At 34.7% G+C, this 20,863-nt stretch carries 24 protein-coding genes; 15 read left to right on the top strand and 9 right to left on the bottom strand.

Going from position 1 to position 20,863, the window contains the following annotated elements:
- Positions 1-81 precede the first annotated feature (81 nt).
- Complete coding sequence (locus ACQUQZ_RS21195; protein ID WP_435357092.1) at positions 82-1,062, top strand: pyruvate dehydrogenase complex E1 component subunit beta; 981 nt, start codon at positions 82-84, stop codon at positions 1,060-1,062.
- A gap of 98 nt (positions 1,063-1,160) precedes the next feature.
- On the opposite strand, the gene ACQUQZ_RS21190 is transcribed toward ACQUQZ_RS21195, so the two are convergent.
- The 4 genes from ACQUQZ_RS21190 to ACQUQZ_RS21175 are packed head-to-tail and all read right to left on the bottom strand — an operon-like array spanning position 1,161 to position 4,250.
- Positions 1,161-1,787: a hypothetical protein gene (locus tag ACQUQZ_RS21190; protein ID WP_435357091.1), complete on the bottom strand. Its 627-nt coding sequence runs from the start codon at positions 1,785-1,787 to the stop codon at positions 1,161-1,163.
- A 51-nt stretch (positions 1,788-1,838) separates the two neighbouring features.
- Positions 1,839-2,909 carry a hypothetical protein gene (locus tag ACQUQZ_RS21185; protein WP_435357090.1) on the bottom strand — a complete coding sequence of 357 codons (1,071 nt, stop codon included), beginning with the start codon at positions 2,907-2,909 and terminating at the stop codon, positions 1,839-1,841.
- Positions 2,910-2,950: 41 nt separating this feature from the next.
- A complete protein-coding gene (locus ACQUQZ_RS21180) occupies positions 2,951-3,730 on the bottom strand; it encodes a hypothetical protein (RefSeq protein ID WP_435357089.1) in 780 nt (259 codons plus the stop codon).
- Positions 3,708-4,250 carry an RNA polymerase sigma factor gene (locus ACQUQZ_RS21175; protein WP_435357088.1) on the bottom strand — a complete coding sequence of 181 codons (543 nt, stop codon included), beginning with the start codon at positions 4,248-4,250 and terminating at the stop codon, positions 3,708-3,710. The genes ACQUQZ_RS21180 and ACQUQZ_RS21175 overlap by 23 nt, the downstream gene beginning before the upstream one ends.
- A gap of 227 nt (positions 4,251-4,477) precedes the next feature.
- Between ACQUQZ_RS21175 and ACQUQZ_RS21170 the strand changes: the two genes are divergently transcribed.
- Positions 4,478-4,723, top strand: a complete 246-nt coding sequence (locus ACQUQZ_RS21170; protein WP_435357087.1) for a type B 50S ribosomal protein L31 — start codon at positions 4,478-4,480, stop codon at positions 4,721-4,723.
- A gap of 62 nt (positions 4,724-4,785) precedes the next feature.
- Here the strand turns inward: ACQUQZ_RS21170 and ACQUQZ_RS21165 are convergent, their stop codons facing one another.
- Both ACQUQZ_RS21165 and ACQUQZ_RS21160 read right to left on the bottom strand, forming a co-directional pair.
- Entirely contained in the window at positions 4,786-5,667 is an 882-nt protein-coding gene (locus ACQUQZ_RS21165; protein ID WP_435357086.1) for a DMT family transporter, read from the bottom strand.
- Between the two features lie 140 nt (positions 5,668-5,807).
- Complete coding sequence (locus tag ACQUQZ_RS21160) at positions 5,808-6,524, bottom strand: GNAT family N-acetyltransferase (protein WP_435357085.1); 717 nt, start codon at positions 6,522-6,524, stop codon at positions 5,808-5,810.
- Positions 6,525-6,928: 404 nt separating this feature from the next.
- Between ACQUQZ_RS21160 and ACQUQZ_RS21155 the strand changes: the two genes are divergently transcribed.
- The 4 genes from ACQUQZ_RS21155 to ACQUQZ_RS21140 all read left to right on the top strand — a co-directional run bounded on the left by ACQUQZ_RS21155 (position 6,929) and on the right by ACQUQZ_RS21140 (position 9,994).
- Positions 6,929-7,555 carry a hypothetical protein gene (locus ACQUQZ_RS21155; protein ID WP_435357084.1) on the top strand — a complete coding sequence of 209 codons (627 nt, stop codon included), beginning with the start codon at positions 6,929-6,931 and terminating at the stop codon, positions 7,553-7,555.
- Positions 7,556-7,645: 90 nt separating this feature from the next.
- On the top strand, positions 7,646-8,242 hold the full coding sequence (locus ACQUQZ_RS21150; RefSeq protein ID WP_435357672.1) for an RNA polymerase sigma factor: 597 nt from the start codon (positions 7,646-7,648) through the stop codon (positions 8,240-8,242).
- Positions 8,243-8,322: 80 nt separating this feature from the next.
- A complete protein-coding gene (locus ACQUQZ_RS21145; protein WP_435357083.1) occupies positions 8,323-8,892 on the top strand; it encodes a hypothetical protein in 570 nt (189 codons plus the stop codon).
- A complete protein-coding gene (locus tag ACQUQZ_RS21140) occupies positions 8,867-9,994 on the top strand; it encodes a hypothetical protein (protein ID WP_435357082.1) in 1,128 nt (375 codons plus the stop codon). The genes ACQUQZ_RS21145 and ACQUQZ_RS21140 overlap by 26 nt, the downstream gene beginning before the upstream one ends.
- Positions 9,995-10,089: 95 nt before the next feature.
- Here ACQUQZ_RS21140 and ACQUQZ_RS21135 read toward each other — a convergent pair whose 3' ends face one another.
- Entirely contained in the window at positions 10,090-11,151 is a 1,062-nt protein-coding gene (locus ACQUQZ_RS21135) for a TerC/Alx family metal homeostasis membrane protein (RefSeq protein WP_435357081.1), read from the bottom strand.
- A 177-nt stretch (positions 11,152-11,328) separates the two neighbouring features.
- Here ACQUQZ_RS21135 and ACQUQZ_RS21130 point away from each other — a divergent pair, with 177 nt between their 5' ends.
- The 6 genes from ACQUQZ_RS21130 (at position 11,329) to ACQUQZ_RS21105 (ending at position 15,539) form a co-directional block, all read left to right on the top strand.
- On the top strand, positions 11,329-12,069 hold the full coding sequence (locus tag ACQUQZ_RS21130; protein WP_435357080.1) for a glycosyltransferase family 2 protein: 741 nt from the start codon (positions 11,329-11,331) through the stop codon (positions 12,067-12,069).
- A 135-nt stretch (positions 12,070-12,204) separates the two neighbouring features.
- Positions 12,205-13,230 carry a 3-dehydroquinate synthase gene (gene aroB, locus ACQUQZ_RS21125; RefSeq protein WP_435357079.1) on the top strand — a complete coding sequence of 342 codons (1,026 nt, stop codon included), beginning with the start codon at positions 12,205-12,207 and terminating at the stop codon, positions 13,228-13,230.
- 212 nt (positions 13,231-13,442) lie between these two features.
- Positions 13,443-13,997 (top strand): DUF4136 domain-containing protein, encoded by a 555-nt coding sequence (locus tag ACQUQZ_RS21120; RefSeq protein WP_435357078.1) that lies wholly within the window; start codon positions 13,443-13,445, stop codon positions 13,995-13,997.
- A gap of 92 nt (positions 13,998-14,089) precedes the next feature.
- Positions 14,090-14,641, top strand: coding sequence for a DUF4136 domain-containing protein (locus ACQUQZ_RS21115; RefSeq protein ID WP_435357077.1), 552 nt, complete (start codon positions 14,090-14,092; stop codon positions 14,639-14,641).
- Between the two features lie 75 nt (positions 14,642-14,716).
- Complete coding sequence (locus ACQUQZ_RS21110; RefSeq protein WP_435357076.1) at positions 14,717-15,199, top strand: DinB family protein; 483 nt, start codon at positions 14,717-14,719, stop codon at positions 15,197-15,199.
- Positions 15,192-15,539 carry an arsenate reductase gene (locus tag ACQUQZ_RS21105; RefSeq protein ID WP_435357075.1) on the top strand — a complete coding sequence of 116 codons (348 nt, stop codon included), beginning with the start codon at positions 15,192-15,194 and terminating at the stop codon, positions 15,537-15,539. Before ACQUQZ_RS21110 ends, ACQUQZ_RS21105 begins: the two co-directional genes overlap by 8 nt.
- Before the next feature lie 313 nt (positions 15,540-15,852).
- Here ACQUQZ_RS21105 and ACQUQZ_RS21100 read toward each other — a convergent pair whose 3' ends face one another.
- Positions 15,853-17,190: a sigma-54-dependent transcriptional regulator gene (locus tag ACQUQZ_RS21100; protein WP_435357074.1), complete on the bottom strand. Its 1,338-nt coding sequence runs from the start codon at positions 17,188-17,190 to the stop codon at positions 15,853-15,855.
- Positions 17,191-17,604: 414 nt separating this feature from the next.
- Here ACQUQZ_RS21100 and ACQUQZ_RS21095 point away from each other — a divergent pair, with 414 nt between their 5' ends.
- Complete coding sequence (locus tag ACQUQZ_RS21095; RefSeq protein ID WP_435357073.1) at positions 17,605-18,852, top strand: efflux RND transporter periplasmic adaptor subunit; 1,248 nt, start codon at positions 17,605-17,607, stop codon at positions 18,850-18,852.
- Positions 18,853-18,952: 100 nt separating this feature from the next.
- On the opposite strand, the gene ACQUQZ_RS21090 is transcribed toward ACQUQZ_RS21095, so the two are convergent.
- On the bottom strand, positions 18,953-19,303 hold the full coding sequence (locus ACQUQZ_RS21090; protein WP_435357072.1) for a four helix bundle protein: 351 nt from the start codon (positions 19,301-19,303) through the stop codon (positions 18,953-18,955).
- Positions 19,304-19,414: 111 nt separating this feature from the next.
- Here ACQUQZ_RS21090 and ACQUQZ_RS21085 point away from each other — a divergent pair, with 111 nt between their 5' ends.
- Positions 19,415-20,092 carry an ABC transporter ATP-binding protein gene (locus ACQUQZ_RS21085; protein WP_435357071.1) on the top strand — a complete coding sequence of 226 codons (678 nt, stop codon included), beginning with the start codon at positions 19,415-19,417 and terminating at the stop codon, positions 20,090-20,092.
- Positions 20,093-20,181: 89 nt separating this feature from the next.
- Positions 20,182-20,850 carry a hypothetical protein gene (locus tag ACQUQZ_RS21080; protein ID WP_435357070.1) on the top strand — a complete coding sequence of 223 codons (669 nt, stop codon included), beginning with the start codon at positions 20,182-20,184 and terminating at the stop codon, positions 20,848-20,850.
- The last annotated feature ends 13 nt before the right edge of the window (positions 20,851-20,863 follow it).

Raw genomic sequence — 20,863 nt, 5'->3', positions numbered from 1 at the left:
AATTCTTGAACTGAATTGTTTTGAGTTTAGAAGTAGATGTACTAATTTTACGTCCGCAAATTTGCAAAATTCTAAGCTAAAATGAGAGAGATACAATTCAGAGAAGCCCTACGTGAAGCCCTTTCGGAAGAAATGCGACGTGACGAAAACGTGTTTTTGATGGGAGAAGAAGTAGCCGAATACAACGGTGCTTATAAAGTAAGTCAAGGAATGTTGGATGAATTCGGTGCAAAGCGAGTTATCGACACGCCAATTGCCGAATTAGGTTTTGGTGGAATCGGGGTTGGAGCGGCCGTCAATGGTTTGCGTCCAGTTATCGAATTCATGACTTTCAACTTTTCGTTGGTTGCCATTGACCAAATTATCAACTCTGCTGCCAAATTCATGTCAATGTCAGCGGGACAATACTCTTGCCCAATCGTATTTCGTGGACCAACAGGAAATGCGGGACAGTTAGGAGCTCAACACTCACAAAACTTCGAGAATTGGTTTGCTAATACCCCAGGTTTGAAAGTGGTTGTTCCTCATAATCCTTACGATGCAAAAGGTTTATTGAAAGCCTCGATTCGTGACAATGACCCTACCATTTTTATGGAGTCGGAGCAAATGTATGGCGATAAAGGCGAAGTGCCTGAAGGAGAATATTTGATTCCATTAGGCAAAGCCAACGTAATGAAAGAAGGCTCTGATGTAACCATCGTTTCATTTGGAAAAATGATTCCAAGAGTAGTTTTACCAGCTATTGCTGAATTAGAAAAAGACGGTATAAAAGTCGAACTTATTGACCTTCGTACAGTTAGACCGATTGATTATCAGACAGTTATAAATTCTGTTAAGAAAACAAACCGTTGTGTAGTGGTTGAAGAAGCGTGGCCATTGGCTGCTATTTCTTCGGAACTTACATACAATATTCAACGCAATGCTTTTGATTATCTCGACGCTCCAGTGATTCGTGTAAATAACATGGATATTCCACTTCACTATGCTCCAACGCTTATCGAGGCAACTTTGCCAAACGTAAAACGTACGATTGATGCAGTAAAGAAAGTGATGTATAAATAGGATCTTGGTTGGTGGTTTCGACTTCGCTCAACCACCACAATATAAAATCCGTTGTCTGAGCGAAGCCAAAGACAACGGATTTTTTGTTTCACAAAAGCTTACTTTAATTTTAAAACAAAAACAGAATCAAAGGCTTGGCTACCAATCATAGGTGGAACCCAATTAATCGATTCAATACCATCAATTTTAATATTTGATGTTTTGTTCTGCTCAGGAATATTCAGTTTAGCTTCTATAAAATGCCCTTCTTTATCAATAAAAATCAATATATTGTGCATATATTCTCTACTGTATAGTAAAGGTAAAATCTTGCTATTATTCATGATAAGGCTGTAAATTTCAACAAATGAAGCTATCGGTAACAAGGGGATGTCAGGAAAAATTTTTAAGTATTTATCGCCAACCTTCACTATTACGGAATCTTCCACATTTTTATAATTAACAACCTTTTTGGCTTCAAAATTATAAGTTAAAAAAAGCGTGTTTTCTGAAAAAAAACGCCAATTTTTAACTTTTTTCCCAAATTCATAATACCCATTTTCTAAAATTGAGTTATCATTTGATATTTTGAAATATTCGCCATGACGGATATTTTTATTTGTATCTAAAACATAAAATTTTTCAGAATAAGCAAGATTGGTATTTACTACCCTTTTTTTGATTTTTACTTGTGCAAAAACATTAAACGATAAAATCAGAATCAAAGAAAAAGTAAATATCTTCATTTTTTTGCCTTAATAATTAAGTTTACATTCGATTAAGCTGTTATTGAGAGATTATCTCCCAAATCTCAGCCCAAAAGTAGTAAGATTTTGTGTAGCAATACCTCTATCTTGTTTATTCAAGAATACATTCTTAATATCTGCTTCCAAAAATAGGTTTACAACACCATAGCCCATATTCAGAATAATACCATAACGATATGGATTTTCTCGATTTTTGATACTTACTCTTGTTTCTTGCTGGTTAAGTGCCTTTATTTCTTTAAAATTCCTACTCCCTTGCAAAAGCATACCTATATAAGCACCAATGCCAAAATTGAAAGTCTTTCTGTTGTTTTGACCATAAAAGTTGATTGTAGGTACAATTTTAAAGTCAGTATAAAAAAGGGATTGATTAGAGGTATTTGGAGCTACTTCTCTTTGGGCATTAGAACCTGCAATTAAATTTTCGATAGTATAATAATTTCCTCCATTTTTTGCTGGTCGATACACTGCAACGGTATCGTACTTTGTATTATCAAGACTATTAAGGCGAAGTAAATTAGCCGTTCGTTTGGTGCTAATACTTTGTAAATGATACCAACTCAGGTCGATGCCATAGCGAAGCACAATTTCTTTATGTCCTGTTCGAGTAAAACTTTCTTGTCGCATCAAAGCCACACTCAGACTTGGTGAAGTAAGGAAGTTCTGACGAAAAATTTGTTCCGTCATTTTGAAAGGATTATAAGTATTGCTACTGATTTGTAAATAATTGGCTGCACTTAACCCAAAAGAAAGGTTTAAATAAGTATTTCTTTTGAGACGTTGCCAAGAGGTAAGTCCTTCGAGTTCTCGTTGGTAAGTAGTTTCTTTTGTGTAGGAATTGCCTTCAAAATCTTGTCTAAAACTACGACGTACATTTGTTGGCATTTCGTCTAAATCTTGGTTCATTTGCACCACAATTCTATTCAAATCATATTTTTCTAAAGCCTTTAAATCCTCCTTGGTTTCGCCCCAAAGAACAATTTTTTTCCTTTTACCAATATTTACTACAATTGAGTCTAAATCAGTATTTTTAGTACAGTAATTAGCATAAATATTGCTTGAAAAAAGTAAAAATAGCAGTGTGATGATTAACGTTTTCATGGCAAAGTCGTTGTCTGATAATTGTAGAAATTACGAAGCTTCTATTTGTCGGTAGAATCAACGACCATCGTTTCATTCTTAAAACTTTCCTTAACAAATGCCCAAACTTTGTTAGGTTTAGCATTCAATGATGGTAATTCATTATTTTCTTCGGTACTGTTCTTGCCTTTTTTCCTTGTCAAACGAGCCATAAAACCTTTGCTTTTTTCTTTCTTAGGCATATTATATGATTCATCATCTTCTGGAATTTCTAAAATCGCAACTCTCTCTCTCTTTTTGGGTGCACGTTTTTCAAGCAAAGCAGGATGAGCAATAAATGTCGTTTCTTGCGTTGTGACATCTGATAAAATAGGTGTATTCGTTGCCATTGTTTTTTCCTCAATCGCAGGTAGAACTTGCTCATTAGCACTTGTTTTTTCAGCAAGATTAGACTCATCAACACCAGCTATCAACTCGTTTTTGGGTGCTACAATTGTAATCGTTTTACTGTTATTATTGCGAGAAATAGTGGGTGTTTGTAATGAAATTACTTGTGTGGATTCAGTGATATTTTGTATATTTGTTTGAGAATTGATTACGGGTGTATTAACTGCAACTGTCTGATTATCAATGTTTTTTGTGCTGTTTTTTAAAAAATAAATACTAATTCCCCCTACCAAAATGACACTTGCAGCGATGGCTTTCCACCAAACAAACGGAGTTTTACGTTTGCCTTGTTTTTGTTCGATGCGTTGCCAAACTTCTGCTCGATTCCATGTTGGTTCAAAGTCAGTTTGGTCAATTTTTTGCTGAATTTCTTTATAGAATTTCTCTGCTTGCATGACTTCTATTTATTTGGGCGGTATCCCGCAATAAAATTTTCTTTTGTAACAATTTTCGAGCGTGATTCAACTGCGATTTTGATGTTCCTTCATTGATATTGAGTTTTTCAGCAATTTCTTTGTGCGAATAGCCTTCAATAGCAAAAAGGTTGAAAATCGTTCGATAACCATCAGGTAATTCAGCAATGAGTTGATAAATCTCATCAGTCGAAATCGAATCAAGAGCGGTTTCATCAACAGGCATTTCGATTGCTTCACTTTCGGGCATTAAATGAAAATTAGCTTGTTTACGGAGTAGCATCAGCGACTCATTGACAATGATTTTTTTCATCCACGCCTCAAAAGAGCGTAAGTTTTCAAACCTAAAGTTGGGAGCTCCATCAAAAATCTTTAAAAACGAATCTACGACTAAATCCTCAGCCGTCATGCGGTCACGTACATAGCGATAAGCAATGCGATACAAAAAACTGCCGTATTGTTCAAAAACTTTCTTTTGAGCAACAGCGTCTTTTTTTCGCAAACTTTCGATAGTAGTAGTAGCAATCAAGGCTTGTAACAGTCGTTTATATATGATGTAAATGCAAAAAGTATCTAATAAGTTGTATGATGAAATAAAAATAATCAAAATTTTAATAAAAAAGGCAGATAATTTGATTAAAATAAGAGTCAGGTTTTGTTTTTTCGTTTGAAATATCTAATTTTGCACTCCGTTTTTGAAATTAATTAAGAAATTCAATAAATAAAGCAATGAAAAAAGATATTCATCCAAATTATAGACCAGTTGTTTTCTGGGATTTGTCAACAAACTTCAAATTTTTGACAAAATCATGTGCTAATACCAAAGAAAGTATTGTTTGGGAAGATGGCAACGAATACCCAGTTTACAAAGTAGAGGTTAGCTCAGACTCACATCCATTCTACACTGGTAAAAACGTATTACTTGATACTGCAGGACGTGTTGATAAATTCAACAAACGTTACGGAAAGAAATGATTTTTTCTGTTATCAGATAAAACCTGTAAGGTCTTTTTCAGACCTTGCAGGTTTTTTTATTGTCATTTTTTCTTCAAAAAAGGATGCAACACCACTGAAAGTAAAATCAAAGATCCACCAATATAAAATCCCGAAGTCATTTTTTCCTTTTCGCCGAAGATAAAATACGCCATAATGATACCGTAAATCGGTTCCATGTTGATGGAAAGATTGAGCGTAAATGCTGATATTTTTTTGAGCAAGTGCATCATTTCAATGTATGGATATACCGTACAAACAAGCCCCAAAATTCCTATCCAAAGCCAATCGTAATGTGTCAAAACTAATTGATACTCTATGTCTTTCGAGAAATAGATAATGATTGGAATGTAAATCCAAGAAGAGGTAAATGCTCCAATCATCTCGTAGAAAGTAACGATTTGAGCATCATATTTTTGAGCAAATTGAGCATTAATTACTGAGAAAATTGTTGCTAATAAAGCTCCTACCAACCCAATTAAAATGCCCGTTATGTATTTTGATTCGAAAGTAAAGACGAAGTACATGCCCAACACTACCAATATTCCAAGAAAAACCTCTACCCAACTAATTTTTGTTTTGCGAATAAATGGCTCAACAATACTTGTAAAGAACGATGTGGTAGAAAAAGTTACCAAACTCACCGCCACTGTTGAAGCACGAGCTGAACCGAAAAAGCAAATCCAGTGAAATGACATAATTGCTCCAACACCCAATAGTGGAAGGGCTTCTTTGAAAGAAACTTTGAGACTTTTCTTCTGAAATTGGGCAACAATCCACATACCAGAAGCAGCCAACAGTGTACGATAGAAAACTACGCCTAAAGATGAAACTTCGGTAAGTCTTCCAAGAATGGCCGTAAAGCCTAATATAATAACAATAAAATGTAATTTGAGATAATCTTGTGGTAAAGGTTTGGTATTCATATAGTGTTTTTTGTGCAAATATAGCAGGATTAAAAGATTTTAAGAGTAACAAGATTCTTATAAACCAAACGTGCCACATTTTTGAAATGTGGCACGTTTTAGATGGTGAATTTATTCAATAATTCCTTTAATGGTGTCGATTAAGCCATCAATTCCGCTTCTGCTAATTTTTTTTTTCGACGTTCCTCACGTCGTAATAAGATTCTTTGTTTAAATCTCATCCAACGTTCGTATAAAGGTGATTCTTCCAAGAAATCCCAATGCTCATCTTTTTTTCCTGCTTCTTCTTTTTTCTTTGCCTCTAAGGGGTCGAAAAGCATACCTGTACATAAGCAATGCTTGCGATTGGTACGAGTAAGCACATCATAGTTGACACAGCTTGAGCAACCTTTCCAGAAAGCATCATCGGCAGGTAGTTCGCTAAAAGTAGTTGGCTCGTATCCTAAATCAGAATTGATCTTCATAACCGCCAAGCTGGTGGTTAGTCCAATAATTTTGGCATCAGGATATTTTGTACGAGAAAGTTCAAATGCTTTTTGTTTGATGCGAGTAGCGATGCCACTTTTTCTAAATTCTGGTTGTACAATTAGGCCAGAATTTGCCACAAATTTACCATGTTCCCATGTTTCAATGTAGCAAAAGCCCATCCATTCTCCTTTTTTGGTGAGAGCAATGATGGCTTTCCCTTCACGCATTTTTTCACGCAAGTAGTCGGGCGAGCGTTTTGCAATACCTGTACCACGTGCTTTGGCACTTTCTGCCATTTCATCGCAAATAGTTTCAGCCAAATGGTAGTGGCTTTCATTGGCTACTTGCACAGTATATAAATCTTCGGATGTGAGTGCTGTGTTATTCATCGTCATTTATTGGGCTTTCCCTCAAACGGAGACGCTGTATCCTAAATGGTTTTAAATGAAAAAATATGAAAACTTTGATGAGGAGGTTTTTTGCTACAAGGGCAAAACAATTACTGTCTGATATTAAAATATCGGAATCGTCGAACTGGCGTTATGGGAAGACGAATGTGCATTTTCTTAAAAATAGGATGCAAAGATGTTAGGTTTCGGAATAATATCCAAAAAATAACTCTAATATTTTTATTTGAATTAAAATAACGACCGACTTTCGATTTTAGTTCGTTGGAAAGTAAGAAATTAGTATTCTGCCATTATTGAAACGATTGTATTTATTTAAAAAAAGCTAATAAGCGATTGCCGACAACAGAAGTTTAAATAACTTTGAGAAAAAATAACTTTAATCCTTGAATACTCGACTCGCTAATTTTCTTTCAGTTGCATTACATCCTTTGGTGATGCCAACTTTTTTGTTTTTGATACTCTTTTTTATGGCTCCTACAGCCATTGGAGCAGAATCTCTTGATTTATTCTTTAAATTGATTTTTATCGCTTTTACTTTTTTTTACACTTTTGCATTACCTGCCTATTTTATTTATTTGTTGAAACGTTGGGGTCTTATCGGAAGCCTTAAATTAGAGAATCTTCGAGATAGACGACTACCCTATTTTATTACAACCGCCATTTATGCGATTTTAGGCTATATCATTTATTCTAAAAATGCCATGCTTTATCCTTGTGCATATATACTTTGGAGCATTGCGGTAGTTATATTCTTTGTGGCTATTATTAGCCTTTGGTGGCAAATATCGGCCCATGCGGCTGGTATTGGTGGCATGATTGGTGCTTTGGCAGGCATTACAGTACTGTTTGGTGAAACAGCTTTATTTATTCCTCTTCTATGCCTTATTATTTTGGCTGGCTATCTTATTTCTGCTCGCTTGGCACTCAATGCTCATACGCCCAAACAAGTTGGAGCTGGATTTTTATTGGGTGTTTTGCTTAGTATAGTTTCGGTTTATATGCTATTTTGATTCTTTTAAAGTACTGATAGTTAGGTGTTTGTAAACAATTTAAAAAATTGTTTTACAATTCATGCAACATTTTATTTTTGCTTGCGTCATTTGTTTGAAACCATAAAACACAATACTTTTCTGACAAACACTGTATTCATCAATAAGCATTTCGATTTAGTCGAGCGATGCAAACGTGGCGAAAGTAAGGCACAGTATGAACTGTACAAGCATTACTCGAAAGCTATGTTTAGTGTCTGCATGAGAATACTCAGCCATGTAGGAGAAGCAGAAGATGTTTTACAGGAGTCATTTATTGATGCCTTTGCCAAAATTGGAGATTTTCGTCAAGATTCGACTTTTGGTGTTTGGTTGAAGCAGATTGTGGTCAATAAAGCCATCAATCAGATTCGGTCAAGAAAGATGCAATTGGTTGATATTGAAGAGTTTGGCGGTGATGAATATGATATTGCTGATTATCAAGAATCATATAACGAAGAAGAAGTAAAGTTTGAGGTTGAGCGAGTGAAGCGAGCAATGGGACAATTGCCCGAAGGCTTTAGGGTTGTGCTGTCGTTGTATTTATTTGAGGGATACGACCACGAAGAAATAGGGAGGATTTTGAATATCAACGAAAGTACTTCTCGCACACAGTATATGCGAGCTAAAAAAAGACTTTTGGAGATTATAGATAGACAAATGTTTTGAGTAGTCGATGGTCAATAGACTATTGCTAATAGAAAGTTAAGTATCAATAAAATTAAATTCCCCTTTAGGGGTTAGGGGTTATGAAAGACCGTTTAGAAAGATTCGTGAGAGATAACCGAGAGGCTTTTGATGACTACGAGCCATCAAATAATCTATGGAAAAAAATTGAGGCAGAAACAGCGAAACAAAACCCAAAAAGCAAAAGGTTAAATGGGAAAATAGTATCGCTTGGTGGGCCAAAATTTGCTTGGCAAATTGCCGCAAGTATTGCGTTTGTGTTGAGCATAAGTTACTTAGCTTTTAATTATGGAAAATCGGTTGCTCAGAATCCAGATATTGTTGCTTTGAGTCCGACTTATGCCAAAGAATTGACACAATTTACTTCAATGGTGGAAGAAAAAAGAGGAGAATTGAAGTTTTTGGAGAAAGAAGACCCAATGCTTTACCATGATTTTAATGCTGAATTGAAAGGTTTAGACCAAGATTATCAGAAACTTAAAGCTGAATTACCTAAGAATCCAAACCAAGAAGAGTTATTAAAGGCAATGACTCAAAATTTAAGTATGCAAATTGAACTGTTGAATCAACAGCTACAAATTATTCAAAAAATTAAAGAATCAAAAAATGAGAAAGTTAGCACAGTTATATAGTTTTAGCTCCGTTCAAAGAGCAGCAATGATGGCTTTGATAGGTCTGTTCATTTATGGAAAAAGCAATGCCATAGCAAAAGAACCAACCGAAACTCAATGGATTGAAAAGAAAAAGAATATTACTTTTTCGTATAATATAACTCCAGCAGACAAAATTTCATTAGAAAACCAATTTGGAGATATTAAAGTTAGTTTTTGGGACAAAAATGAAGTGAAAGTAGAAGTCATTGTTTTAGCTAATGCAACTTCAGAAGAGCGAGCATCCAATTTTGTTCAGATGGTTGATGTAGTTGGAAAAAAAGCAGAGGGAGAAGTGAAGATAAAAACAATCATTGACCGTGAAGAAGGAAATTATAAAAATAATACTTGGAATTGGAAAGGAGGAACTAATGATAAAAATTCATTAAAAATTGACTATCAAGTGTTTATGCCAAAAAATAATGCTTTGAAAGTGAAAAATTCGTTTGGGAATACTTATTTACCCACTTTTACAAATATCCTGACAGTTCATCAAAGCTATGGTAAATTAATTGCAGAAGATATTACCAATCCTCAGTCAGATGTTCGTTTGGAATTTTGTAAAGGCTCTTATATTAGGTCGATGTCAGGTGGAAAATTGAAGGCATCATATTCGGGAATTAAGATGGAAAAAGCAGATGATTTTGATTTCAACAATAGTTTTGGTGATATAGATATCAAAGAGGTGGGCAAAATGGATGCAAAAATCTCTTATTCGAGTGGATTGATAGGCATGATAAAAGAATCATCTAATCTCCGATTAGAGTTTTCAGGAGGCTTTAAATTAGGCGGTTTAGGCAAAAATGTCAAAGAATTAGATATTAATGCCAGTTATTCGCCTGTGCATTTGACACTCAGCGATAATATGGCTTATGATTTTGAGGTAAAGGCCAACTATGGCGATTTCAATTATCCAGAAGATAAATCTGTTTCTTTTACCAGAAATTCAGAAACAGACTCAAAGAAAAGCAATGGACAATATACTTTCAACCCGACCAAATACTACATTGGCAAAATAGGAAAAGGCACAAGCGACTGTAAAATAATTGTCAATGGTAATTTTAGTAGTGTGAAATTTAAGTAATTACGAGTTAGGAGTGATGAATTACGAGTTACGAATGTAATGATGAATAGACCAAATCAAATTTTCTTTGTCATTCGTAACTCGTAATTTGTCATTTATTCAGCTTTCTTCTCAGGAATCAAAATTGATGCTCCGATACTAACTGCCAAAATTCCCACGATTACCAATAAAGAATAGGAATTTGTAAAGCCCATTGCTGCTAATTTATGCTCTAATAGCATTTTGGCACCAATAAAAGTTAATAATACACCCAAGCCCATTGGTAAGTATCTGAAAAGCCCCATGATACTTGATAAGAAGAAAAACATCGAACGCAAGCCCATAATTGCAAATACATTCGAGAAAAATACAATATAAGGATCTTTTGTAATCGAAAATATCGCAGGAATTGAATCTACTGCAAAAACCACGTCAGTTCCTGCAATGACCAGCATCACCAAAAACAGAGGTGTAATGTACCATTTCTTGAGTCCTTTATGATAGATCAAGAAATTATCTGTTACATTCCTTTTGTAAACATTGAAAACTTTGGAGGCTAATTTTACAATTGGATGTTTGGCTGGCTCAATATTTTCTTCCTCTTCTTCCTTGTTAAAAAATATTTTTAGACCTGTATAAACTAAAAATCCACCAAAAAAGTAAAGAATCCATTCAAATTCTTGAATCAAGGCCGCTCCAATGAAAATAAAGATAAAACGCAAAACAATCGAACCCAAAATTCCCCAAACTAATACTTTTTTGTAGAATTTTTCACGTACACCAAACGAATTGAAAATCAGGATAAATACAAAAATATTATCAACTGAAAGAGAATATTCGGTTAGATAGCCAGTCAAATAATCAATCGCCATGCTATTTTGAAATACTTTTAACGCACTTCCAAAATCAGAAGGCAGTTTCATTTTTTCATAATATTGTGCCTTAATAGTTTCCAGATGAGAAGCATCGCTAATATCATGAATCAAATAACCATATTGACGCAAAAAGAAGAAAAATCCAACTGCTAAACTTACCCAAACAGCACTCCAAATGCCTGCCTCTTTGAAACTGACTTTGTGACTGGTCGATTTGCTGAATGCACCTAAATCAAAAGCCATCACTAAACCTACAAAAATTGCAAAGCCAATAAAAAATATACTTTCGCTTGAAAATGTCATAAAATCAAATTTTAAATAAAAACGCTTTAGATATTGGCATTTTGTTTGCCATACAATATGAATAATGAAAACCAAAAAACAAGGTAAATCTTGCAAATTAAATGAAACCTTGTCTATTTTGTAACAAAGTTTTAATCCAATCGGTTTGCAAAAATGCACCGAAAACTCGAATAATTCATGTATAATGGCAAAAAAGTAGTTATAGTGATGCCCGCCTACCGTGCGTCATTGACTGTTGAGCGTACCTATAAAGAGATTCCTTTCGATATTGTTGACGAAGTGATTTTGGTTGATGATCATAGCCCAGATGATACATCTCAAGTTGCACAAAGTATTGGTATTCAGCATGTTATACGGCATGATGTGAATAAAGGTTATGGTGGGAATCAGAAAACTTGTTACACAAAAGCTCTTGAAATAGGGGCAGATATTGTGGTGATGGTTCACCCAGATTATCAATACACACCTAAGCTGATTCGGGCAATGGTGAGTATCATAGGGGAAGATTTATATCCAGTGGTTTTTGGTTCTCGAATCTTAGGAAAAGGTGCTTTGAAAGGTGGAATGCCTCTTTATAAGTATATAGCCAATCGTTTTTTGACATTGACACAAAATATTTTAATGAGCCAAAAGCTCTCAGAATATCATACTGGTTATCGGGCTTTCTCAAAGGAAGTTTTACAAGCTGTACCATTCAAAAAATGTGATGATGATTTTATTTTCGATAATGAAATGATTGCCCAGATCTTTTGGAAAGGCTTTGAGATTGCCGAAGTTACTTGTCCAACTAAATATTTTGAAGAGGCATCATCAATCAATTTCGCTCGAAGTTCAAAATATGGTTTGGGGGTTTTAAGAGTCTCAATTCGATATTTCTTTTCGAAATTAGGTATTTTTAAATGGGATTTGTTGAACTAAAATAATAAAACCTGTAAGGTCTGAAAAAGACCTTGCAGGTTTTTCTATGTCTCTTCGTTGTTTTTTCTTCTTTATTCAAAACATTTCTCCTCTTCAATCACTAACTTTGGCATTCTAATTAATCTAAGAAGTCAAATGTCAGTTGTAATTTCTCGAATTTCCGAAAGTTTACAAACTTTTCTGGATACAAAAAGTTATTCTAAAATCATTGTATTAACCGATACGAACACCAAACGTTTTTGTTATCCGATCGTAAAAGAGTTTTTGCCCAAACACATTTCGGTTACGGTAAAAAATGGTGAAGAACATAAAAATCTTCAAACTTGTGAAACTATTTGGTCGACAATGACTGACGCACAACTCGACCGCCACGCTTTGATGATCAATTTGGGTGGAGGGGTGATTGGTGACATGGGTGGTTTTTGTGCAGCAACCTACAAGCGAGGCATTGATTTTATTCAAATCCCTACAACACTGCTTTCGCAAGTAGATGCCAGCGTAGGAGGGAAGTTAGGCATTGATTTTCATGGTTTTAAGAATCATTTAGGTGTTTTTACTTTGCCAAAATCAGTTTTAATTGATCCTGTTTTCTTGGAAACACTTTCTGAAAGAGAAAAACGTTCGGGTTTTGCTGAAATCTTGAAACATTGTTTGATTCAAGATGGTGAAAAATGGAATGAAATCAGAAAAAAAGATTTGGCCGATCAAGATTTGGCTGATTTGATTACACATTCGGTCGAAATCAAGAAAAAAGTAGTAGAACAAGACCCAACCGAGCAAGGAATTAGAAAAATTTTAAATTTCGGACATACACTTGGACATGCCATAGAGACGTATTTTTTGCCTCAAGGAAAAAAAAGATTGCTTCATGGCGAAGCAATTGCAACCGGAATGCTCTGTGAGTCGTATATAGCTTTTGAAAGAGGTTTACTCGATGAAAAGACTTTAGAACAAATCGAAGATTTTATTTTTTCGATTTATGGAAAAGTATCGATGCAAGCAAGTGATTTTGAGGCGATTATTAAGCACACACAACAAGACAAGAAAAATAAAGGAAAAGACATTCGTTTTTCGCTTATCAATGGAGCTGGGACTTGTTTATATGACGTAGTTGTGTCGAAAACAGAAATGAAAAAAGCATTGGAGTACTACGTTGGGTAGAAGATTGCTGATTAGGGCGAGTTTTTTTAGGTATTGCATCATTTTTATTGTTTAATATTACTAATTCATAACTGTAAAAAAATCAAGAAATCATACATATTTCACTTGATTTTTAAAAACGATTCATTAACTTTGATGAATTGCTGTTGCGATTGTGTATTAAATAGTTGATTTGATTTATCTTAATCTAAACCAAACGTTTTATAAGCCTTATGAAAAAAATCTATTTATTCTCCGCACTGATTATCGCTGCATTATCAAGCTGTAATACTCTCAAATTGATGGTTGATAATGATTATAGTTATGAAACTGACTTCACAAAGTACAAAACCTACAACTTTCTCAATTGCGAAATTGATACGTCGTTTGTTTGTTCGGAAATTCAAGATGCCATTCGCCGTCAGATGAAAGCTCGTGGATATAAAGTAGTTGCTGATGATCCAGGTTTATTGGTTAGTTATAGCATCATTCGTGACCGTGTAGATTATAAAGGATATTTCCAACCATCACTCGACCGTTGGGTAAATCATTTTGATGGCGATGATACTTATAAAACCCAAAATTTCCATTTTGGTGGTGGAATGATTTTAGTATCTTTACTTGATGCCGAAAGTAGCCGTCTGATTTGGAGAGGGTATGCTTCAGGCGTTTTCAATAAACAAGTCAATAAGCCTATTAATTATTACCGTAGCGTTGTCAGAAATATTTTTGACCAGTACCCACTTTTTGCAGCTGGAGAAAAACCACGTAAAATTGAAGAATTATAAGGAAGTCCACTTTCGACAGTCAATAAATCTAAAGATTTTGAACTTCCCTTTACTGTGAGGTAATTTCAGACGGTCGTAAACATATCAATATGATGAAAAAAATACTATTATTTTGTTGTTTGGGGCTTTTTTTTAGTGGCTGCACCAGAGTTTTTGTTGATAATGACTATAGATATTCGACACATTTTAAGAAGTACATGACCTACGCATTTGTTGAATGTGAGCGTGATACGAATATTTTGTGCGAAGATGTCCAGCAAGCAATTCAGTACCAAATGCGTGCAAGAGGCTATGAGTTTAATGCTCAAAAGCCCAATATTTTGGTTAATTTCGCAATTTACTATGACCGACTGAGATACAAAGGCTATGACCAACCTTCGTTAGTCAATTGGGTATCGACCGAAGATGATAACTATATGTATCGTCCTGTAAAGTACGATTTAGAAAAGGGAACATTGATGGTATCAATGATTGAAGCTGAGTCGAGTGAAGTTGTTTGGCGAGGATATGCTACTGGAATCTTCAATAGAGCTTCCTCTAAGAGAAATTATTTTAAAAGTATTGTCAGGAATATTTTTGATCAATATCCACTTTTTGCAACTGCCGAAAAACCGCAGAAACCTAAAGGGAACGTTCTTTTTTAAAACTATGTTTTTTGTACAGGTCGAATATCAAATAAGATGTTCGACTTTCGCATATATATTGAACAATAACCCAAAATGCTAACAGAACTACAAAAAGGGCTTTCGCTCAATACCCAAAAAATAATAAAATTTGCCGAAGGACTTTCCCAAGAAGAAGCACTTTCACGCCCTTATGATGCAGTAAATAATTTTCTATGGAATCTTGGTCATGTGACCACCGTAAGGAATACTATCATCAAAGTATTGAATCCTACAGAAAAATTGACTACTTATGAAAATGAGAGAGAATTATTCGGTAATGGCTCAATACTACAAGCTGAAGATGCTTATCCAGACCTAAATTTTATTCTTGGACTTTTTGAAAAGCGTGGTGAAAAAATAAATGAATTGATAGAAAAGGTTTCAGAAGAATATTTAGATCAAGAATCTACTATAAAAGTTGGACCTAATCCCCGTAGCAACGAAGCATTGCTTTGGTTTTTTTATAACCATGAAACCGAGCATTTAGGCGAGATGAAAGTAATTAAAAATATCATAAATCGTCTTAAAAATGCTTAAAGTTTACGGAATTCCGAATTGCGATACAGTAAAAAAAACAACTGTTTGGCTAAAAAGTAAAGGAATTGCCTATGAATTTCACGATTATAAGAAGCAGGGTATTTCTAAAGAAAAGTTAGCAGAATGGCTTACACAGATTTCATATGAAACATTAATTAATCGAAAAGGAACGACTTTCAAGAGCCTTTCTGACGAAGAAAAAGCTGAAATCTCAGATAATGCTTCAGCGATAGATTTAATGTTCGAAAAAACTTCTGTTATTAAACGCCCCATTGTAGAATCTGACAAGATTTTGGCGGTTGGGTTTAATGTTGAAGAGTATGAAGGGATTTTTGGATAATTTTTTTTTAATATGTAGAGCTTTGAAAGACTATCTTTCAAAGCTCTTAGGTTTTTATAAATTAAGTTTCGTAAATCCCATACTTTTCCACTCTCCTATAAAGAACTTGCCGAGTGAGTCTCATTTCTGGAGTAGCTTCGGTGATATTAAATAAAGACTTGAAAATTGTTTTCAAGTCTTTTGCATTTTTCAAAATAAATCATCCCAAGCCTTCACACTATAATTTGTACGGGCTTGACTTTCATTTCCTCCATAAATCAAAGTCTTATTGCTAATTACATAAAAAATATTTTATAATTACATAGATATTCTACTAAATCCCATACTTCTCTACTCGTCGATAAAGAGCTTGGCGAGTGAGCCCCATTTCTCGGGCAGCTTCGGTGATATTGCCATTGAATTTCTTTAAAGTCTTGATAATTAGCATTTTTTCAACTTCTTCCAGTTGGTACGTTTGGTCGAAAGATGGAGTCGATTCTTGTCTGACTTCAAAGAAGAAATCTTCTGGTTGAAGTGCAGTTCCCTGTGAGAGAATGACCGCCCGTTCAACGGCGTGTTGTAGTTCACGAACATTTCCTGCCCAGTGATAGCGTTGTAATTGCTTGGCTAAATTAGCACTAATCGTATTGACAGGGCGATTATATTTTTTACGATAAATTTTCAAAAAATGTTCTGCTAATGGTAAAATGTCTTCTGGACGTTCACGCAAAGCAGGCAATTTTATCTCAATTGTATTGATTCGGTAGAGTAAATCTTGACGAAAAGTTCGTTGTGCAACTCGGTCATAAATAGGTTCGTTTGTAGCACAAATCAAGCGAATATCAATGTTTTTTGATTTATTTGAGCCAACTTTCGTAATACTTCTATTTTGTAGTACATTCAATAGTTTAGCTTGCAATGGCAATGGAATATTTCCGATTTCATCCAAAAATATAGTGCCATTATTGGCTTCTTCAAATCTTCCAGCTCGGTCTTCACGGGCATCGGTAAATGCTCCTTTTACATGGCCAAAAAGCTCACTTTCAAATAAAGTTTCTGAAATCGCTCCTAAATCTGAATGTACAAAAGGCATTTCTGCACGATTTGATTTTTCGTGTAAAGCCCTTGCTATCAAATCTTTACCTGTGCCGTTTTCTCCTAAAATCAAAATATTTGCATCGGTAGCTGCTACTCTTTCGATGGTCTCAAAAATTTTGAGCATCAATGGACTTTTACCGATGATTTCTACCTTGCTTTCGGGCTTTTTCTTACTATCGGTTTTGCCAGTTTTTTGTAATCTAATTTCATATGCCGACTGCATGGTTTCGAGCAACTTTGTGTTTTCCCAAGGTTTTAACACAAAATCAACTGCACCGACTTTGATGGCACGTACCGCCATTTCTACATCACCATAAGCGGTAAAAAGTACAACCGAAATGAGCGGGTCAATGTCTAAAATGCGGTCAAGCCATTCAAAACCTTCTTTGCCCGTGTTTACATCTCTCGTAAAATTCATGTCGAGCAACACAACATCATAATTACCATTGGTAATCAAAAAAGGAATCCTTTCAGGATTTTTTTCAATATCAACCTGACCAAAATGTCGCTTCAAAAATAATTTAGCGGCACTTAGTACATCAACATCATCATCAATTATTAGAAGTTTCGACATAATTTTGTAAGGGTTTTAGCTATTAGCTGATAGCTTTTAGCGAAAAAAACTTTTTGTTTTTGATAAAGTAAGGTACATGCAAAAAAATCGGACCGCCGAAGCGGCTAAACGTTAATAGCTAACAGCTAAAAGCTCACATAATCTATGACAAAAATTATTCCCCAACAAATTATTCTTTTAAAGGTTTTTTGTAATCAGCTGATTATCAGTTAATTGCCTTTGTTTTTAATTTTTATTGAAAAAAAGCAAGATTTAAAATACGTCCGACAGCGTACAATATATGTCCGAAAACGGACAGTTTTTAAAAGATATTTTTTTGTAATAACTTGATTATCAGTGAATTATGTTTTTGGCACAGCTTTGGAATAAATTTAAGAAAATAAAGTATTGTAATAGATTTTATAGCATACCACAATGGACAGACAAATTGAAAAAAAATTTTGGAATACACAACGAATAGCAATGATTGGGGGAGGAGCATTATTAGCAGCATTCCTGATATGGCAATTGGCCTTTGCTGATAAACGTTCAAAACTCAACGTCGAAAAAGATAAGATTACCATTTCGACTGTAAGTCAAGGTGATTTTGATGAATTTATTGTTGTTACGGGTGTCGTTCTACCTTTGAAAACAATTAGATTAGATGCCATTGTAGGTGGATATGTGAAAGAAAAAGTAGTTGACGGAGGAAATATGGTGAAGCAAAGTCAAGTAATTTTGAAACTTGAAAATCAAAATTTGAAACTTAACTTCTTACAGTCGGAAACGGAAGCGAGTCGATTGGTAAATGACTTGCAAAATACTCGTCAACGTTTGAAAGTTGAGAAATTTACGATTCGTCAAACACTCAATGATTTGGATTTTCAAATCGACCAAGCCAAAGATATTTACGACCGTAATAAAAAATTGAATAATGATAAAGTCATTTCAGAATCTGACTATTTGAAATCGAAGCGTGATTACGAAAAACTTATCAAACAACGTGAAATTACACTCGAATCGCAACGCTACCAAGAAGAAAATGCCGAAATGCAAATCAAACAATTGGAAGGAACACTCGAACGTACGCAAAAAAATGTACAGTTGTGGCGAGAAACGCTTGAAAATTTGGTGGTAAAAGCTCCAGTAGCAGGTTTATTGTCTTCAATTGATGTTGAGGTAGGGTCAAATATCAGTCAAGGACAGAATATTGGCCAGATTGATGATTTGAATGGCTTCAAAATGCGTGTGGATATTGATGAACATTATATTTCAAGAATTTTTGCTGGTTTGGGTGGGTCGTTTGAATTCAATGGAAAAGATTATGCTTTAGAAATTACTAAAATTTATCCAGAAGTAAAAAGCGGGCGTTTTCAAGTTGATATGATTTTCCCAAAAGGAGTTCCAGAAGGTATCAAACGTGGACAATCTTCACCGATTCGCTTAGAATTAGGCAAGGCAACCAAAGCGGTCTTGATTCCAGTTGGTGGATTCTTCTCTGATACTGGTGGAAATTGGGTATATGTTGTGGATAAATCAGGCAAAAAAGCATCAAAAAGAAAAATTACATTAGGTCGTAAGAACCCAGAATTCTTTGAAGTGTTAGAAGGCTTACAAGTAGGCGAACAAGTAATCACAAGTTCGTACGAGAATTTTGGAGATAATGAGGTGCTGAGCTTTTAGCTGTTAGCGATTAGCTGTTAGTTAATATTCAATGAGTTAAAGAAAAATGAGTTATAATCAAATAAGTGCTAACAGCTAAATGCTAATCGCTAACAGCTATTTACCTTAGTTTCTGAATAAAAGTGTTTAACATTTTTCTAATCTCAATGAGTTCATTGTTTAATTTTTCAAAATTATCAGTTTGAATATACCCTAAGTCTTTAGAGAGTATCAATTGGTATTCTAATTCAGATGCAGAACCCATAGCAATAACTAAAAATCTGTTTAGCTCTGCATCTGAGTTTCTACCACAACCTTCAGCAATATTTGTTGGAATTGAAGCACAAGACCTTCTAATTTGACTTGTAAGACCATAAATTTCATCTTTAAGAAAATATTTTGTTAAATCATAAATAGTTAAAACAAGTTGGTGGCTTCTTTGCCATATTCTTAATTCTTTAAAATTTTTCATATTGGTAAAAGTGATTTGCGATTAGTACTTAGTGTTACATTTTGAATAATTATTTTTTCAAAACTACACAAAAAAACTAAAAGCTAATAGCTAACCGCTAACAGCAAAAAAATGATAAAAACAACCAACCTTCAAAAAGTCTTCACTACTGAAGAAGTCGAAACAACTGCCTTGAATGGCATTACTATGGAAATCAAAGATGGTGAATTTGTAGCCATTATGGGGCCATCAGGCTGTGGAAAATCTACTTTACTCAATATTTTGGGTCTTTTAGATAATCCTTCGGGTGGTAGCTATGATTTCTACGGAAATGAAGTCGCTGTGATGTCAGAACGTCAGCGTGCTGGACTTCGCAAAGGTTCAATTGGCTTCGTATTTCAGAGTTTCAATCTTATTGATGAACTTACTGTTTATGAAAACGTAGAACTACCACTTTTGTATCTTAAAACGCCTGCTGATGAGCGTAAAGTGAAAGTTGAAATTGCTCTTGAACGCATGAATATGATGCACCGTCGCAATCACTTTCCGCAACAACTTTCTGGTGGACAACAACAACGTGTGGCGATTGCTCGTGCGGTAGTTGCTAAACCAAAAATGATATTAGCCGATGAGCCTACTGGTAACTTAGACTCAACCAATGGTGAAGAGGTAATGAAGCTATTACAAGAACTTAATAATGAAGGCACAACCATCGTCATGGTGACACACTCGCCTTATGATGCTGGGTTTTCGCATAGAATCATCAACTTGTTTGATGGGAAGGTGGTTACTGAGAATTTCCACGTGTAATTCTTAGGTGTTAGGGAGTAGGACTTAGATTAAAATCTAAATCGTAAACCCTAAATCCTAACACCTAAAATCTAATATCTATAAAAATTATGAAAAAGCTATTTATAACTCTACTTACGTTTGCCTTTACGCAAGCGATTGCTCAAGATTATGTCCAAAAAAATGATGGGACTGTTATCAAAGGCGAAACAAAGTCATTTGATGATAACATTCTCACGATTCAATCGACTGATAATCAAATATTTAAGTTTAATGTCAATGAGCTTTCAAAAATTCATATTGCCAGAGAAGATTTTAAGATGAATAATATTCGCCTCGAAAACTCTCGTTTTGAAACGGGCGAAGATGGTCTAACAATTACGCTTGGACAAGAAGTTATGGGCGGTGAAAGAAGACATAAAAACAAAGTGTATTCGAGTGGGGGTGGTTCAAACTCATCATCATCTTCTTCTTCCAACAGTTCAAGTTCAGAAACTGAAACGATTTCGAGTAATGACAAAGCTGCAAAAGCAACTATCATTTTTGAATGTAAAGTTTGTGACAAAAAAGGCAAACTCAAACTTGAAAGCAATGATGGTACATTCTCTTCTAATTGGTCATTTTCATTAGATGATGACAAAGAAGCTTTTCCTCATAAAATGAAAATAGAGGCAAATAAAAAGTTTGATTGGACTTATGAAGATAAGAAAAATGGTGTGGTAAAAGGTTCATTAAAACTTGGAGCTGACGAAACATTTGTTTATACGATAAAACCATAGATGATTTCAAAAT

It is taken from the genome of Emticicia sp. SJ17W-69 (genome assembly GCF_051209875.1).
Taxonomy (GTDB): domain Bacteria; phylum Bacteroidota; class Bacteroidia; order Cytophagales; family Spirosomataceae; genus Emticicia.
Note: the sequence above shows the minus strand (reverse complement) of the source record. Positions and strands in the feature narration are given on the sequence as shown.